General features: G+C 71.2%; 11 protein-coding genes. 9 read left to right on the top strand and 2 right to left on the bottom strand.

Translation table 11 applies throughout. The annotated features are described in order from the left end of the window. Positions 1–21: 21 nt before the first annotated feature. Positions 22–2,280, bottom strand: a complete 2,259-nt coding sequence (locus AAC134_RS08335) for a methyl-accepting chemotaxis protein (protein ID WP_339948615.1) — start codon at positions 2,278–2,280, stop codon at positions 22–24. Positions 2,281–2,571: 291 nt separating this feature from the next. Here AAC134_RS08335 and dnaN point away from each other — a divergent pair, with 291 nt between their 5' ends. The 5 genes from dnaN (at position 2,572) to AAC134_RS08360 (ending at position 10,311) form a co-directional block, all read left to right on the top strand. Beyond that, positions 2,572–3,690 (top strand): DNA polymerase III subunit beta, encoded by a 1,119-nt coding sequence (gene dnaN, locus AAC134_RS08340; RefSeq protein ID WP_339948616.1) that lies wholly within the window; start codon positions 2,572–2,574, stop codon positions 3,688–3,690. A 58-nt stretch (positions 3,691–3,748) separates the two neighbouring features. Continuing rightward, complete coding sequence (recF, locus tag AAC134_RS08345; protein WP_339948617.1) at positions 3,749–4,912, top strand: DNA replication/repair protein RecF; 1,164 nt, start codon at positions 3,749–3,751, stop codon at positions 4,910–4,912. 186 nt (positions 4,913–5,098) lie between these two features. Next, a complete protein-coding gene (locus AAC134_RS08350) occupies positions 5,099–5,851 on the top strand; it encodes an aldolase/citrate lyase family protein (RefSeq protein ID WP_339948618.1) in 753 nt (250 codons plus the stop codon). Between the two features lie 133 nt (positions 5,852–5,984). Continuing rightward, positions 5,985–8,441, top strand: coding sequence for a DNA topoisomerase (ATP-hydrolyzing) subunit B (gyrB, locus tag AAC134_RS08355; protein ID WP_339948619.1), 2,457 nt, complete (start codon positions 5,985–5,987; stop codon positions 8,439–8,441). 376 nt (positions 8,442–8,817) lie between these two features. Continuing rightward, positions 8,818–10,311 carry a carboxypeptidase M32 gene (locus tag AAC134_RS08360; RefSeq protein WP_339948620.1) on the top strand — a complete coding sequence of 498 codons (1,494 nt, stop codon included), beginning with the start codon at positions 8,818–8,820 and terminating at the stop codon, positions 10,309–10,311. A gap of 25 nt (positions 10,312–10,336) precedes the next feature. Here AAC134_RS08360 and AAC134_RS08365 read toward each other — a convergent pair whose 3' ends face one another. Beyond that, positions 10,337–11,314: a DMT family transporter gene (locus tag AAC134_RS08365; protein WP_339948621.1), complete on the bottom strand. Its 978-nt coding sequence runs from the start codon at positions 11,312–11,314 to the stop codon at positions 10,337–10,339. 452 nt (positions 11,315–11,766) lie between these two features. On the opposite strand from AAC134_RS08365, the gene sucC reads away from it, so the two are divergent. The 4 genes from sucC (at position 11,767) to AAC134_RS08385 (ending at position 17,371) form a co-directional block, all read left to right on the top strand. After that, positions 11,767–12,960, top strand: a complete 1,194-nt coding sequence (gene sucC, locus AAC134_RS08370) for an ADP-forming succinate--CoA ligase subunit beta (protein ID WP_339948622.1) — start codon at positions 11,767–11,769, stop codon at positions 12,958–12,960. A 38-nt stretch (positions 12,961–12,998) separates the two neighbouring features. Continuing rightward, positions 12,999–13,328 carry a hypothetical protein gene (locus AAC134_RS08375; protein WP_339948623.1) on the top strand — a complete coding sequence of 110 codons (330 nt, stop codon included), beginning with the start codon at positions 12,999–13,001 and terminating at the stop codon, positions 13,326–13,328. A gap of 15 nt (positions 13,329–13,343) precedes the next feature. Further along, positions 13,344–14,228 (top strand): succinate--CoA ligase subunit alpha, encoded by an 885-nt coding sequence (gene sucD, locus AAC134_RS08380; protein WP_339948624.1) that lies wholly within the window; start codon positions 13,344–13,346, stop codon positions 14,226–14,228. Positions 14,229–14,413: 185 nt separating this feature from the next. Further along, on the top strand, positions 14,414–17,371 hold the full coding sequence (locus AAC134_RS08385; protein ID WP_339948641.1) for a 2-oxoglutarate dehydrogenase E1 component: 2,958 nt from the start codon (positions 14,414–14,416) through the stop codon (positions 17,369–17,371). Positions 17,372–17,383 lie beyond the last annotated feature (12 nt).

Genomic DNA, 17,383 nt, shown 5'->3' on the forward strand with positions numbered 1-17,383 from the left:
GACGGGAGCGGCGCCCGTCCCCTATGCCGCCCGGCGGGCGCGCGGGGCCTGACCAACCTTGAACTCGGCGACGCGGGCCTGCACGGCGCGGGCGGCGTCGGTCATCTGCTCGGTCCTCCGCACGGCGTCCTGGGCCATCTCGGCGTTGCGCTGGGTGGCCTGGTCGAGGCTGGCGACGGCCTGGCTGATCTCCTCGATCCCCGAGGTCTGTTCGGCGCTGGCCGCGCTGATCTCGGCGATGGTCCGCTCGAGCGTCGAGACCGCCTCGACGATCTCGGTCAGCGAGCCGCCGGCCCGCTTGGCCGAGGACACGCCCTCGGCGACCTGCTTCACGCTTGTCTCGATCAGGCCCTTGATGTCGGAGGCCGCGTCGCCCGAACGCTGGGCGAGCTGGCGCACCTCGGCCGCGACGACCGCGAAGCCCTTGCCGGCCTCCCCGGCGCGGGCCGCCTCCACCGCCGCGTTCAGCGCCAGCAGGTTGGTCTGGAAGGCGATTCCGTCGATCACCGAGGTGATCTCGGCGATGCGGGCAGAGCTCGCCTCGATCCGTTCGATGATCGCGACCGTGTCGGCGACGACCTTGCTGCCGGCCGCCGCGCTGCCCGAGGCGCGGCGCGAAAGATCCGCCGCGGCGCCGGCGTTCTGGGCGTTGCCGCGCACCGTGGCGGCGATCTCCTCCATCGTGGCGGCGGTCTCCTCCAGAGAGGCGGCCTGACCCTCCGCCCGACCGGCGAGATCGCCGGCGTCGCCAGCCATCTCGGTCGCCAGCGAGACGATCGAGCCGGCGCCGTCGCGGGTCTCGGAGACCAACTGGGCGAGGCGGGTGGCGGCGGCGTCAAGGTCGTCGCGCAGCTGCGCGAAGGCGCCGGCGAAACTGCCGATCATGCGGGCGTCGAGGTCGCCGCCGGCGACCCTGGACAGGGTCTCGCGCGCGGCGCCGACGCCGGCCTCGACGCTGGCCAGCATGCGGTTCATGCCGGTGGCCAGCGCCTGCAGCTCGGCGTCGTCGAAACGGGCCGAGACGCGGCGCGAGAAGTCGCCCGCGACCGCCGCCTCAACCACCACGCCAAAGCTCTGGCCCAGTTCGCGCATCATCTGCGCGCGATGCCGCGCGGCCTCGGCCGACTGCGCCGCGCGGTCCGTCTCGGCCTGGCGCAGGGCGAGCTGGTTGTCGCGGAACACCGCCAGCGCACGGGCCATGGCCCCGATCTCGTGCGTCTGATCCGCGCCGCGAATCTCGACCGAGAGGTCGCCGCCGGCCAGCCGTTCCATGTCCGAGGCAGCGCCGCGCACGGCGCGCCCGATCGAGCCGCCCACGATCGCCGCGACGCCGATCGCAAGCGCCAGCGCAACGGCTGCGCCGATCGCCACGGCGAACAGGCCCGCATCGGCCGAATCGCCCGCCTGGCCGGCGAGCCGCGTCTGGCGACCCACCACGAGGCGCTTGAGCTCGGCCGTCACGTCCAGCAGGCCCGGACCTGCGATGTTCAGACGCTGCTCGAGGATCTCGCGCCGGGCGCCGGCCGCGGACGCGACGGGTTCGACGGCGTCGGCCGCCGCCTGCACCGCGGCGACGCCGGCCTGGGTGTCGCCCGGCACCCCGGTCTGTCCGGCCACGTAGGCGGCCCGGCGGATGGCGCGCGCCGCCGCCTCGTAGCCCGCCTCCGCCGCCTCGAGCGTCGCCGGCGCGCCGGTCAGCCTGAACACCATCAGCTCGGCCTCGGCGGCCAGCAGCATGCGACGCACCGTCTCGGCCAGCAGCAGGACCTCGCTCGCCCGCGGTTCGAAGGCGAGCCGCCCCTCGGCCCGCACCGCCAGCCCCTCCATCTCCTCGAAGGCTGTCGCCCGCGCGGCCTGAGCGTCGGCCAGCCCCTTGGCCCCGCGCTGGGTCTGCACCCTGAGGTCGGCGAAGCCCGCCCCATACTCCTTCGACAGCCGCGCCGCCTCGGTCACCAGACGCGCCTCTTCGGGCCGGTCGGCGAAGGCGGCGGCGAGGGCGCCGAGCGCCTGTTGCTGTTCGGCCACATGTTCGGCGATGTAGTCGACGTCCTGCGAGTTGCCGAAGGCGAGGTAGCGGAAGGCCGCCACGCGCATGTCGGCCACGCTGCGCACCACGAGGTCGAGGGCGATGTTGCGCTCGCTCGCGGCGCTGACCGAGGTCACGTCGCGCTCGATCCGCTGCATGGTCAGCCCGGAGACGCCGGCCAGCGCCAGGACCACGACGATCATCGCGGCGAAGCCGCCCGCGATGCGTTGGAAAATGCTGAGACGGGCAAGCATGGACGGGCTCCGGGTCGTGGGGCTTGGGGGGCGAGGGTCGCCCTGCAGGCCATAGCCGGCGCAGGTTTCCGAAGTCTGAAGGCCCGCCCGACGACGACGCGCCCCGCGCGCCTTCGGCCCCGGTTTCGCGGCCCGACCCGCGACCCGGCGCCTCCGCGGTCGTCGCGACCGTTGCGCCCGCCGCGCCAGCCGCTAGTGTGACCCTCCGAACAATCCGCGCCCTCCCGCCCCACGCTGCGCGCCCCGCGCGCGCGTCGGGCCGAGGGGGGCCATCCGACCCGGCGGGGGACCATGAAGATCAGCGTCGAGAGGGCGGCCCTCCTCAAGGCCATGAGCCGCGCCCAGGGCGTCGTCGAGCGCCGCACCACCATCCCGATCCTGTCGAACGTGCTGCTGGAGGCCTCGGGCGACACGCTCTCGATCCGGGCCACCGACCTCGACGTCGAGGTGCTCGAGCAGATCCCGGCGCTGGTCGAGCAGGCCGGCGCCACCACCGCGCCCGCGCACATGCTCCATGACATCGTGCGCAAGCTGCCCGACGGCGCGCAGGCCACCCTGATCGACGACCCGGCCACGGGCCGGCTCGAGGTGCGGGCCGGGCGCTCGGATTTCAGGCTGGCGACGTTGCCGCGGGAGGATTTCCCGGTGATGGCCACGGCCGACTACGCCTGCGATTTCGAGGCGCCGGCGAAGGTCCTGCGGCGACTGTTCGACAAGGCGAAATTCGCGATCTCGACCGAGGAGACGCGCTATTATCTCAACGGCGTCTACATGCATGTCGCCGAGGGGGCCGAGGGCAAGACCCTGCGCTGCGTGGCCACCGACGGCCACCGGCTGGCCCGCGTGGACGCGCCGCTGCCCGTGGGGGCCGAGTCGATGCCCGGCGTGATCGTGCCGCGCAAGACCGTGGGCGAGCTGAACCGCCTGCTCTCGGACGACGAGGCGGTGATCCAGGTCGGCGTCTCGGAGACCAAGATCCGCTTCCGGGCCGACGGCGTGGCGCTGACCTCGAAGGTCATCGACGGCTCCTTCCCCGACTACACCCGCGTCATCCCGCAGGGGAATCCCAAGCGGATGGAGGTGGATGCCGCCGAGTTCGCCGCCGCGGTGGACCGCGTGGCCACCGTCAGCTCCGAACGCTCGCGCGCCGTCAAGCTGGCGCTGAGCGAGGACCGGCTGGTGCTGTCGGTGAACGCCCCCGACAGCGGCGCGGCGACCGAGGAAGTCGCCGTCGCCTACAGCGAGGAGCCGCTCGAGATCGGCTTCAACGCCCGCTACCTGCTGGAGATCGCCGGCCAGGTGGATCGCGAGAACGCGGTGTTCCTGTTCAACAACTCCGGCGACCCGACCCTGGTGCGGGAGGGCGACGACGAAAGCGCCGTCTACGTCGTCATGCCGATGCGGGTCTGAGGGCCCGACCGTTCCATAGGACCATGCCCCCGCAGGGGCGCAACCGGGCCGCGGGCGGATGAGTCACGTCTCGAGCCTGGCGCTGTCGCACTTCCGCTCCCACAAGCTGGCGCGGCTGGCGCCGGGCGGGCGCTCGGTGGCGCTGTTCGGGCCCAACGGGGCGGGCAAGACCAACCTGCTCGAGGCGTTGTCGATGCTCTCCCCCGGCCGCGGCCTGCGCCGGGCCGAAGCCGAGGCGCTGGCGCGACGGCCCGAGTCGCTGGGCTGGCGGGTGGACGCGGTGATCGAGACCCCCGAGGGCCCCCACGAGGTCGAGACCGGCGCCGAGAGCCCCGGCGCCTCGCGACAGGTGCGCATCGACGGCAAGCCCGCGCCGCAGACCCGTCTGGGCTCGCTGCTGCGCATCGCCTGGCTGACGCCTGCGATGGACCGGCTGTGGACCGAGGCCGCGGCCGAGCGGCGACGGTTCCTCGACCGCACCGCGATGGGCTTCGACCCCGACCACGCCGAGGCCTCGCTGACCTACGAAAAGGCGATGCGCGAGCGCAACCGGCTGCTGAAGGACGACGTGCGCGACGCCCGCTGGCTGGACGCGCTGGAGGCGCGGATGGCGGCCTCGGGCGCGGCGGTGGCCCGCGCGCGGGCGGTGGCCGTCGCCCGTCTGGCCGAGGCCCAGGCCGGCGCCGAGACCGCCTTCCCCACCGCCGACCTGGCGCTGGAGGGGGAACCGGACGCCGCCCTCGCCGAAGCGCTCGCGGCCGGCGAGACGCCCGAGGCCGCGCAGGCGGCCGCCGAAACCGCGCTCCGCACGGCGCTGGCCTCGGGCCGGGGGGCGGACTATGCGGCCGGCCGGACCCTGTCGGGGCCCCATCGCACCGACCTGAAGGCGGTCTACGCGGCCAAGGGGATCGAGGCGCGGCTGTGCTCGACCGGCGAGCAGAAGGCGCTCCTGATCTCGCTGGTGCTCGCCACGGCGCGGGCGCTGGCGGCCCAGACCGGCACGCCCCCGGTGCTGCTGCTCGACGAGGTCGCGGCCCATCTCGACGAGGCCCGCCGCGCCGCGCTCTACGCCGAGATCCGGGCGCTGGGCGCGCAGGCCTGGATGACGGGGACCGAGGCGCATCTCTTCGACGCGCTGGGCGACGAGGCCGTGCGCGTGACGGTGGCCGAGACCGCGGGCGAAAGCCGGGTGCACCCGCCCCCCGACATGGCCCCGTTCTGAGCCGAGGCCCGCGACGCTCGCCCCCTGCGCATGGCCCGATCCCCGCACGACGCCTGCCGCCCGCGCGACGCAGCCAAGCCCGCCCGCAGGGCGCCTGCAGACCGTTTGCCTGCGCTCCCGCGGGACCGCTCGCCATCGGGCCCGTCCCGGCGTAGCCTCGGCGGCGCAGCCAGGGAGGGCTCCCCGATGAAGTTCCGCCACAAGCTGGCCGATCCGGCCCGCGCGCTCTCGATCCAGTTCGCCACCATCCCCAGCCCGGTGGTCACCCAGGCGATGGCCGCGGCCGGCGCCGACGGAGTGCTGATCGACCGGGAGCACGGGGCCGTCGACTGGGCGACCTGCCACGCGATGATCGCCGCGACCCAGGGCTTCGACTGCTCGCCCGCCGTGCGCATCTCGAGGATCGACGAGGCCGAGTGCGGCAAGGCGCTCGACATGGGGGCCGAGGGCATCTGTTTTCCCTTCGTCAACACGCCCCGGGACGCCGCCCGCTGCGTCGCGGCCCTTCGCTACCCGCCCGAGGGAACCCGCGGCTGGGGCCCGTTCCTGGCCGCCTCGCGCTGGGACGCGCCGCTGTTCGACTACCAGCCCCGCTTCGGGGACCGCCCCTACGGCTACTTCACGCTCGAAACCGCCGAGGCCGCCGCCAACGCCGAGGCGATCCTCGCCGTCCCCGGCGTCGATATCGCGGTGATGGCGGCCTTCGACCTGAGCTCCGACCTCGGCGTCGCCGGCCAGTTCGACCACCCCGACTTCCTGGCGGCGGCCAGCAAGATCGAGGACGCGGCGCTCGCCGCCGGCGTGCCGCTGGCCGGCGGCGCCCGGGACGAGGCGCAGGTGCGCGCCATGAAGGCCCGCGGCTACCGGATCTTCGCCAGTTTCGACGTGCTGATGCTCAAGGGCGCCACGGCCGCGCAGGCGGGCTGGGCGCACGGCTGACCTCAGCCCCCCGGGGACGCGCCCGGAAGCCTCCCAGATGAGCCCATTTCTAAAGAACGCGCGCGCGTGCGCGCGTGGACTTCGCCCCCTGCCCCCGATAAGGTGCGCACGCCTATCAGGGAACAGGACGAGCATGAGCGACGAGGCCCAGCCGGGCGCCGAGTACGGCGCGGATTCCATCAAGGTGCTCAAGGGGCTGGACGCGGTGCGCAAGCGCCCGGGCATGTACATCGGCGACACCGACGACGGGTCGGGCCTCCACCACATGATCTACGAGGTCGTGGACAACGCCATCGACGAGGCGCTGGCCGGCCACGCCGACCGGGTGACCGTGACCCTGCATGCCGACGACTCGGTCTCGGTCACCGACAACGGCCGCGGCGTCCCGGTCGAGATCCACAAGGAAGAGGGCGTCTCGGCGGCCGAGGTCATCATGACCCAGCTCCACGCCGGCGGGAAGTTCGACCAGAACTCCTACAAGGTCTCCGGCGGTCTGCACGGCGTGGGCGTCTCGGTGGTCAACGCGCTGTCGGACTGGCTCGAGCTGCGCATCTGGCGCAACGGCAAGGCCCACTACGTCCGCTTCGAACATGGCGCCACCGTCGAGCCCCTTCGCGTCACCGGCGAGGCCGAGGGCCGCAAGGGCACCGAGGTCCGCTTCCTCGCCAGCCTCGACACCTTCTCCAACCGCGAGTTCGTCTGGAAGACGCTGGAGCATCGCCTGCGCGAGCTCGCCTTCCTGAACTCCGGCGTCCGCATCCTGCTGACCGACGAGCGCAGCGCCGAGCCCCATGTTGAGGAGCTGTTCTACGAGGGCGGGATCGAGGCCTTCGTGCGCTATCTCGACCGCTCCCGCACGCCGCTGATGTCCGCTCCCGTGGTGGTCAAGGGCGAGCGCGACGGGATCGAGGTCGAGGCCGCGCTGTGGTGGAACGACAGCTACCACGAGACGGTGCTGCCCTTCACCAACAATATCCCCCAGCGCGACGGCGGCGCCCATCTCGCCGGCTTCCGCGGCGCGCTGACCCGCACGATCAACGCCTATGTCGGCTCCTCGGGCATCGCAAAGAAGGAGAAGGTCTCGCTGACCGGCGACGACGCCCGCGAAGGCCTGACCTGCGTGCTCTCGGTCAAGGTGCCCGACCCCAAGTTCTCCTCCCAGACCAAGGACAAGCTGGTCTCCTCGGAGGTGCGCCCGGCGGTCGAGAACCTGATGAACGAGAAGCTCTCCGAGTGGTTCGAGGAGAACCCCAAGGAAGCCCAGCACGTGGTGGGCAAGATCGTCGAGGCCGCGCTGGCGCGCGAGGCCGCCCGCAAGGCCCGCGAGCTGACCCGGCGCAAGACCGCGATGGACGTGGCCTCGCTGCCCGGCAAGCTGGCGGACTGCCAGGAGAAGGACCCGGCCAAGTCCGAGCTGTTCATCGTCGAGGGCGACTCCGCCGGCGGCTCGGCCAAGCAGGGCCGTCACCGCGGCAACCAGGCCGTCCTGCCGCTGCGCGGCAAGATCCTCAACGTCGAGCGGGCGCGCTTCGACAAGATGCTCGGCTCCGACCAGGTGGGCACGCTGATCACCGCGCTCGGCACCGGCATCGGGCGCGACGAGTTCAACCTCGACAAGCTGCGCTACCACAAGATCATCGTGATGACCGACGCCGACGTCGACGGCGCCCACATCCGCACCCTGCTGCTGACCTTCTTCTACCGGCAGATGCCCGAGCTGATCGAGGCCGGCTACCTCTACATCGCCCAGCCCCCCCTCTATAAGGTCGCCCGCGGCAAGTCCGAGGTCTACCTGAAGGACGAGCGGGAGCTGGAGAACTTCCTGATCCGCGAAGGCTCGGCCGACGCCTCGCTGGAGCTTGCGGGCGGCGAGGTCCGCGTCGGCCCCGACCTGCTCGCCGCGATCGAGGAGGCCCGGACCGCCCGCGCCATCCTCAACACCTTCCCCACCAACTACCCGCGCTTCATCCTCGAGCAGGCCGCCATCGCCGGCGCCTTCGCCCCGGAGGCCGCCAACGACCCCGAACAGACCGCGGCCCGCGTCGCCCAGCGCCTCGACTCCGTGGCCCCGGACACCGAGCGCGGATGGCGGGCCGAGACGATCGGGGACGGCGGCATGCGCCTGATCCGCACCCTGCGCGGAGTGACCGAGACGCGCACCCTTGACGGTCCGGTGTTCCGCGCCGCCGAGGCGCGCCGCCTCGCCTCGGTCGCGCCGAAGCTGGCCGAGGTCTACGGCGGCGGCGGCACCACCGATCCCAACGCCGAGGCGCCCCTGACCTCCCCTGTCACGCTCCGCCGCAAGGAGCGCGGCTATCCGGTCCGCGGCCCGCTGGAGCTGCTGGATCTGGTGATGGCCGAGGGCGAGCGCGGCCTGAGCCTGCAGCGCTACAAGGGTCTGGGCGAGATGAACCCCAACCAGCTGTGGGAGACCACGCTGGACCCCGACGCCCGCACCCTGCTGCAGGTGCGCATCGACGACATGGAGGACGCCAACGACCTGTTCTCCCGTCTGATGGGCGACATCGTCGAGCCGCGCCGCCAGTTCATCCAGGACAACGCCCTGAACGTGGTGAACCTCGACGTCTGAGCCGTGCGGGGCCGGGTCCGGCCGGCCTTCGACGCGTCGCCTCCGATTGCAGGGGCTCCGGGCCCGTCCCGGAGCCCCTTTTGCTGTCGGGGCAGGCCAGACGGCGAGCGACGGCCCCCTTCCAGCGAAAGCCAGACCCGGGCCCTGGCCCGCCGGCCGAGGGCTGCGCCCAATACGCCGGCCCCTGTGAATCGTCGCCGCACGGCATCGACGGGACGGCTTGCGTTCATTCCCCGTGTGGCATTGTTGAACGAAGTTACGAATTCGGCCGCTCAGCCTGCAACGCAGGCGCGGCGCGCTCCGGGCTGTTTCGGCCCGGTCGGCCGCGCTCGCCCCCGCGGCCGCCAGGATTGAAGAGACCTCCGGAAAGGACCCGATGACGCCTGCCGACGCCTATGCCGCCCTGCTCGACCACGCGCGACGCGTCTCGGCGCTGGAACAGACCGAAGGACTGCTCGCCTGGGACCAGGAGACGATGATGCCGCCCCGCGGCGCCGCGCAGAGGGCCGAGCAGATGGGCGCGCTCGCCGCCGTGCTGCACGCCATGCGCACCGATCCGCGCCAGGAGGACTGGCTGGCCACCGCCGAGGGGCTCGACGATCCCGCGCCCGACGTCCGGGCCGACCTGCGCGAGATCCGGCGCGAGCTGACCCGCGCCGCCCGCCTGCCCGACGGCCTCGCCGAGGCGCTGGCCCGCGAACGGTCGGCCAGCCACCAGCTGTGGGCCGAGGCGCGCTCGACCCGCGACTTCGCGCCGTTCGCCCCCGCCCTCGCCCGCGTCCTGGCCCTGCGGCGGGAGGAGGCGCAGGCCGTCGCCGAACCGGGCCAGACCGCCTATGACGCGCTGCTAGACCGCTACGAGCCCGGCGCCCGGGCCGCCGAGCTGGAGCCCGTCTTTGCACGGCTGCGCGAGGGACTGACCGAGCTTCTGGACCGGATCCGCGGCTCCTCCGCCCGGATCCCGAAGATCTCGGGCGCCTTTCCCGAGACGGCGCAGATGGCGCTGGCCCACGAACTGGCGGGCGACTGCGGCTATGACTTCGCGGCCGGGCGGCTGGACCGGGCGGTGCATCCGTTCTCCTCGGGCTCTGGGCTCGACGTGCGGATCACCACGCGGGTCGACCCCGCCGATCCGACCGAGTGCATCTTCGCCACGATGCACGAGACGGGCCACGCCCTCTATGAACAGGGGATCGCGCGGGAGCTGCACGGCCGGCCGGCCGGCGGCCACGCCTCGATGGGCGTGCACGAGAGCCAGTCGCGCTTCTGGGAGAACCATGTCGGCCGCTCGGCCGCCTTCGCGCCGTTCCTGCGCGACCGCATGAAGATCGCCTTCGGCAGTCTGGGCGTGCGCAGCCCCGAGGCGCTGTTCGCGGCGGTGAACGCGGTGACGCCCGGCTATATCCGCACCGCCGCCGACGAGGCGCAATACGACCTGCATATCCTGATGCGCTTCGATCTGGAGCGTGCGCTGCTGTCGGGCGACCTGCCGGTCGAGGATCTGGAGGTCGCCTGGGCCGACCGGTTCGAGGCCGATTTCGGTCGCCGCCCCCCGCACGCGAGCCTCGGCTGCCTGCAGGACGTGCACTGGTCCGAGGGGCTGATCGGCTATTTTCCCACCTACACGCTGGGCAACCTCAACGCCGCCGCGCTGGCCGAGGCGCTGCGGCGCGACCTGCCCGATCTGGACGCGACGCTGGGGCGGGGCGACCTCGAAGCGCCGCTCGACTGGCTGCGCGACAGGATCCACCGCCACGGGCGGGTGAGCACGGCCGAGGACCTGATGACCGGCGCCTGCGGCGGTCCGGTGGACGAGAAACCGCTGCTCGCCCATCTCGAGGCGAAGTTCGGCGCGATCTACGACCTTTAGGCGCGGACGCGGGCCGGCGCGGGGCTCAGGCCCCCGCCGGCCGTCGCGACAGCTGCACCAGCAGAATGCCGACGGTCACGATGCCCACGCCGAGCAGATCGCGGGAGCCCAGCGTCTCGCCCAGGAACAGGGCGGCGACGGCGACGCCCAGGCACGGGTTGAGGAAGTGGAAGGCGGCCGCGTTGGTCGGCCCGATCCGGCGCACCAGCAGGAACCACACCAGCGTCGCCAGGATCCCCGAGAACACGATCGAATAGCCCACGCCCAGCAGCATCGGCAGGCTCCAGGTCACGTCCGCGACGCTCTCGAACATCAGGCCGAACGGGGCCAGGCCGAGACCGCCGACCAGCATCTGCAGTCCCACGATCATCAGCACGTTGGGCCCCGGCGAGACGCCGCGCACCACCAGCGTGGCCACCGCCAGCGCCAGCGCGCCCAGGGCCGCGAGACCCACGAACAGCGGATCGGCCCCGCCCTCGATCCGCGCGCCCATGATCACCGCGACGCCGGCGAAGCCCAGCGCCAGGCCCGCCGCGCCGAGCCGGTTGGGCCGCTCGGACAGGAAGGCCCAGGCGCCGGCGGCCACGAACAGCGGCAGGGTCGAGGCGATGATCGCCGCCAGCCCCCCGTCGATCCGGGTCATCGCCAGGAAATTGAGGCCCAGGTAGAGGCTGTTCTGGCAAAGCCCGAACACCACCACCAGGCCCCACTGCTTGCGCGACAGGCGCGCCGACTGCCCCATCGCGGCGGCAAGCCCGCAGGCCAGCGCCCCGGCGACGGCGAAACGCGCGGTCAGCGCCAGGAACGGCGGCGCGTCGGCCACCACGAACTTCGCCGCGGTAAAGGCCGAGGACCACATCACCGCAAAGGCCAGCCCCATCAGCATCGCCAGCGGATCCAGCCGCGCCCACCACCCCTGCGGAGCGGAGGCGGGCGCCCCGGCGGTTGCGGAGTGGGCGTCGGGGGAAGCTGAGGGGGAGGAAGCTGAGGGCGCGTCGGTCATCCCGGGGCCTTAGCATTTCCCCACACGCCCCGCCAGCGAGAGCGCGCCGCCGACGCGCCTTCGAAAGATCGCCCTTTCCGACCGCCTGGCGCCCTGGGCTCGCCCCGTGACGGTCGGCGGAGCGCGCGCCTGACCGTTGCCGCCCGGAACCTTGCGGGCCGCCCGTGCTGCGCCGCAGCAACACCGACACCGGGCGAATCGCCGTCCGGGCGAGGCGCCGCCACCTCCTTCAAACCGGCGCATCCATTGTGATCACAGCATTCGGACGTGTGATCACAGACGTCGGTTTTTCGGCATTGCGTGAAAGAGTCGATTGCGGCCGGCGCGCGAGGGCGTCTAAAAGGCGCCGAAGGCCGGATCGCCGGCGACGGGGCTCCTCCCGCAAGGGAAGGGCCCGATGCGCGCGCCGCGACCCGGCTCCCGAGGGAGAACCGCGGAAGGGTGCGAGCGACATGAACATCCACGAATACCAGGCCAAGCAGCTCCTCAAGGAGTATGGCGCGCCGGTGGCCGACGGCCGGGCCGTGACCCGCGCCGAAGAGGCGAAGACCGCCGCCGGAGGCCTGGACGGCCCGCTGTGGGTGGTGAAGGCCCAGATCCATGCCGGCGGCCGCGGCAAGGGCAAGTTCAAGGAGGCCTCGGCCGGCGAGAAGGGCGGCGTCCGCCTGACCAAGTCCGTCGAGGACGCGGCCGAACAGACCGCGATGATGCTCGGCCGCACGCTGGTCACGCACCAGACCGGCCCCGCCGGCAAGCAGGTCAACCGCATCTACATCGAGGACGGCGCGGACATCGAGACCGAGCTGTACCTGGCGCTGCTGGTGGACCGCGACACCTCGCGGATCTCCTTCATCGCCTCGACCGAGGGCGGCATGGACATCGAGGAGGTCGCGGCCTCGACCCCCGAGAAGATCGTCACCTTCTCGGTCGACCCTGCCTCGGGCGTCTCCAGCTTCCACGGCCGCAAGGTCGCCTTCGCGCTGGGCCTCAAGGGCCAGGCGTTCAAGGAGTGCGTGGCGCTGGTCGCCAAGCTCTACAAGCTGTTCGTCGAGAAGGACGTCTCCCTGCTCGAGATCAACCCGCTGATCGTGATGACGGACGGCCACATCCGCTGCCTCGACTGCAAGATGAACTTCGATTCCAACTCGCTCTACCGCCAGCCCGACGTGTTCGCGCTGCGCGACGAGACCGAGGAGGACCCGAAGGAGCTCGAGGCGTCCAAGTACGACCTCAACTACATCGCGCTCGACGGCGAGATCGGCTGCATGGTCAACGGCGCCGGTCTTGCGATGGCGACGATGGACATCATCAAGCTCTACGGCTCCGAGCCCGCCAACTTCCTCGACGTGGGCGGCGGCGCGACCAAGGAGAAGGTGACCGAGGCCTTCAAGATCATCACCTCCGATCCGCAGGTGAAGGGCATCCTGGTCAACATCTTCGGCGGCATCATGCGCTGCGACGTCATCGCCGAGGGCGTGATCGCCGCGGTGAAGGAGGTCGGCCTGCAGGTCCCGCTGGTCGTCCGGCTCGAGGGCACCAACGTCGATCTCGGCAAGAAGATCATCGGCGAGAGCGGCCTGAACGTGATCGCGGCCGACAATCTCTCGGACGCGGCCGAGAAGATCGTCAAGGCGGTCAAGGGCTGAGGCTCCGCGGGGCCGGACCGGGCATGAGGGGCCGACACATGTTCCACAACGACCGCGAACCGATCCGCGAGGCGCCGCTTCTGGCGGCGGGCGCGCTGATCGTGGCGGGGATGTTGCTGCTGCGCTCCGACCCCGAGACCCTGTCCATGCCCAGGCGGCGCGGCACGCTCGCCTCCGCCAGGCGGCGGTTCCGGCGTGGCGACCGCGTCGGCGCCGTCGCGCAGGAGACGCGCGACCGCGTGGCCGACGTTCTTCCAAGCAATCTTGCGGCCGGGATCGGCCGCTCCGTTCTGTTCGCCGGGATCGGCATCGTGCTGGCGCGGGTCCTCGACCGGCTCGCCGACGATCGCCCGGCCTCGAAACTCTGAAGGGAGAGACGGAACATGGCCGTTCTCGTCGATGAAAACACCAAGGTGATCTGCCAGGGCATCACCGGCTCGCAGGGCACGTTCCACACCGAGCAGGCGATCGCCTACGGCACCAAGATGGTCGGCGGCGTCACGCCCGGCAAAGGCGGGATGGAGCATCTGGGCCTGCCCGTCTTCGACGGCGTCATCGACGCCAAGGAGAAGACCGGCGCCAACGCCTCGGTGATCTACGTGCCGCCGCCCTTCGCGGCGGATTCGATCCTCGAGGCGATCGACGCCGAGATCGAGCTGATCGTGTGCATCACGGAAGGGATTCCAGTGCTGGACATGATGAAGGTGAAGCGCGCGCTGCAGGGCTCGTCCTCGATCCTGATCGGGCCGAACTGCCCCGGCGTGATCACGCCCGACGCCTGCAAGATCGGCATCATGCCCGGCCACATCCACAAGCGCGGCAAGGTCGGCGTCGTGTCCCGCTCGGGCACGCTGACCTATGAGGCGGTGCTGCAGACCACCGTCGCGGGTCTCGGCCAGTCGACCTGCATCGGCATCGGCGGCGACCCGATCAAGGGCACCGAGCATATCGACGCGCTCGAGTGGCTGCTGGCCGACGACGAGACCGAGTCGATCATCATGATCGGCGAGATCGGCGGCGCCGCCGAGGAAGAGGCCGCGCAGTTCATCGCCGACGAGGCGAAGAAGGGCCGCTCCAAGCCCATCGCCGGCTTCATCGCCGGGCGCACGGCCCCTCCGGGCCGCCGCATGGGCCACGCGGGCGCGATCATCTCGGGCGGCAAGGGCGGCGCCGAGGACAAGATCGAGGCGATGAAGTCCGCCGGCTTCGTCGTCGCCGACAGCCCCGCCGGTCTCGGCGAGGCGGTGCTGAAGGCGATGGGGCGCTGACGCGGCCTCTCGCCGCGCGAACGTCCCTGCATAGTCCCTCGTCCGGCGCGTCCCTATATGGGGGCGCGCCGGCCGAACCCGTTTCGGAACGTCCGGCGCCGACCGGCGCTCCGAAGCGTCCCAGCCGGAGGCGGGCCAGCCGACCTCCGCAACCGTAGGGAGGGCGCGAAGGCGCCTGAATGAGCATGACGGATCAGAGCCCCAACAAGGCCTTCCACTCCTCGTCGTTCCTGCAGGGCCACAACGCGGTCTTCGTCGAGCAGCTCTATGCGCGCTACGCGAAGGACCCGTCCTCGGTGGACGAGAGCTGGCGGAAGTATTTCGACAGCCTGGGCGACGATCCCGCCGCGGTCGAGGCCGAGGCCGCCGGGCCGAGCTGGCAGCGCGACGACTGGCCCCCGCAGGACTTCTCGGAGCTGACCGGCGCGCTGACCGGCGAATACGCGCCCGGACTGGAGCGCTCGCCCAGGGAGCTGGGCGAGAAGATCGCGGCCAAGGCGCAGGCCGACGGCAAGCCCGCCTCCGCCGCCGAGATCAAGCAGGCGGTGCTGGACTCGGTCCGCGCCATCATGCTGATCCGCAACTACCGCATCCGCGGTCACCTCGCCGCCGATCTCGACCCGCTGAAGCTGACCGCGCAGACCCCGCACCCCGAGCTCGATCCGCGCACCTACGGCTTCGCCGAGGCCGACATGGACCGCGAGATCTTCCTCGACCAGGTGATGGGGCTCGAGACCGCGACGATGCGCGAGATCGTGGCGCTGGCCTCGCGCACCTACTGCGGCACCTTCGCGCTGCAGTACATGCACATCTCCAACGCCGACGAGGCCGGCTGGCTGAAGGAGCGGATCGAGGGCTACGGCAAGGAGATCCAGTTCACCAAGCAGGGCCGGCGCGCGATCCTCAACAAGCTGGTCGAGGCCGAGGGCTTCGAGAAGTTCCTCCATGTGAAATACATGGGCACCAAGCGCTTCGGCCTCGACGGCGGCGAGGCGCTGATCCCGGCGATGGAGCAGATCATCAAGCGCGGCGGCGCGCTGGGCGTTAAGGAAATCGTCATCGGCATGCCTCACCGAGGGCGTCTCAACGTCCTGGCGGCCGTGATGGGCAAACCGTATCGCGCGATCTTCCATGAGTTCCACGGCGGCTCGGTCACCCCGGACGAGGTCCAGGGCTCGGGCGACGTGAAGTATCACCTGGGCGCGAGCTCGGACCGCACCTTCGACGGCAACTCGGTGCACATGTCGCTGACCGCCAACCCCTCGCATCTCGAGGCGGTGAACCCGGTGGTGCTGGGCAAGGTGCGCGCCAAGCAGTACCAGCTGCATGACGAGGACCGCATCGGCGTGCTGCCGATCCTGCTGCACGGCGACGCGGCCTTCGCCGGCCAGGGCGTTGTGGCGGAGTGTTTCGGGCTTTCGGGCCTGAAGGGCCACCGCACCGGCGGCACCATCCATATCGTGGTGAACAACCAGATCGGCTTCACCACAGCGCCGCACAACTCGCGCTCGTCCCCCTACCCCACCGACATCGCCCTGATGGTCGAGGCGCCGATCTTCCACGTGAACGGCGACGCCCCCGAGGCGGTGGTCCACGCCGCCAAGGTGGCGACCGAGTATCGCCAGAAGTTCCACAAGGACGTGGTGCTCGACATCTTCTGCTACCGTCGCTTCGGTCACAACGAAGGCGACGAGCCGATGTTCACGCAGCCGCAGATGTACAACAACATCAAGCGGCACAAGACCACGCTGCAGCTCTACACCGACCGCCTGATCGAGGACGGCCTGATCCCCGAGGGCGAGATCGAGGACGAGAAGGCCCGCTTCCAGGCCTTCCTCTCGGAGGAGTTCGAGACCGCCAAGGAATACCGTCCCAACAAGGCCGACTGGCTGGACGGCCGCTGGTCGGGCATGGGCGCGGGCGAGGGCGAGTACCAGCGCGGCGCCACCGCCGTGCCGATCGAGCGTCTGCGCGAGGTCGGCGAGGCGCTGACCACGATCCCCGACGAAGTGAAGGCCCACCGCACCGTCGGCAGGGTCTACGACGGCCGCCGCGAGATGCTCGAGAGCGGCAAGGGCATCGACTGGGCCTTCGCCGAGGCGATGGCCTTCGGCACCCTGCTGGCCGAGGGGCACCCGGTGCGTCTCGCCGGCCAGGACTCGGCCCGCGGCACCTTCTCGCAGCGCCACTCGGCGATCATCGATCAGGAGAGCGAGGAGCGGTACTTCCCGCTCAACAACATCAAGTCCGGCCAGGCCCAGTATGAGGTCGTGGACTCGATGCTCTCGGAATACGCGGTGCTGGGCTACGAATACGGCTACAGCCTCGCCGAGCCCAACACCCTGACGTTGTGGGAGGCGCAGTTCGGCGACTTCGCCAACGGCGCGCAGATCATGATCGACCAGTTCGTCAGCTCCGGCGAGCGCAAGTGGCTGCGCATGTCGGGCCTGGTGATGCTGCTGCCCCATGGCTACGAGGGTCAGGGGCCGGAGCATTCCTCGGCCCGCCTCGAGCGGTTCCTGCAGAACTCGGCCGAGGACAACTGGATCGTCGCCAACTGCTCGACGCCGGCGAACTACTTCCACATCCTGCGTCGCCAGATCCACCGGACGTTCCGCAAGCCGCTGGTGATCATGACGCCCAAGTCGCTGCTGCGGCACAAGAAGGCGGTCTCGGACCTCGACATGCTGGCGACCGGCTCGTCCTTCCACCGGGTGCTGTGGGACGACGCCGAGATGGGCGGCGGCTCGGAGATCAAGCTCAAGCCCGACGCGGAGATCAAGCGCGTGGTGATCTGCTCGGGCAAGGTCTACTACGACCTTCTGGAGCGCCGCGACGCCGAGGGCCGCGACGACGTCTATCTGCTCCGGCTGGAGCAGTTCTATCCGTTCCCCGCGATCTCGCTGACCAAGGAGCTGAGCCGCTTCAAGGAGGCCGAGATCGTCTGGTGCCAGGAGGAGCCCAAGAACCAGGGCGCCTGGACCTTCGTGGAGCCGAACATCGAATGGGTGCTGGGCCGTATCGGCGCCGCGCACGGTCGGGCCCGCTATGCGGGTCGCCCGGCCTCGGCGTCGCCGGCGACCGGCCTCGCCTCGAAGCACAAGCAGGAGCAGGAGACGCTTGTCTCCGACGCGCTCGGCTGACGGGAGACTGAG

Origin of the sequence: uncultured Albimonas sp. (assembly GCF_963977235.1) — a bacterium.
In the GTDB taxonomy this organism is placed as follows: domain Bacteria; phylum Pseudomonadota; class Alphaproteobacteria; order Rhodobacterales; family Rhodobacteraceae; genus Albimonas.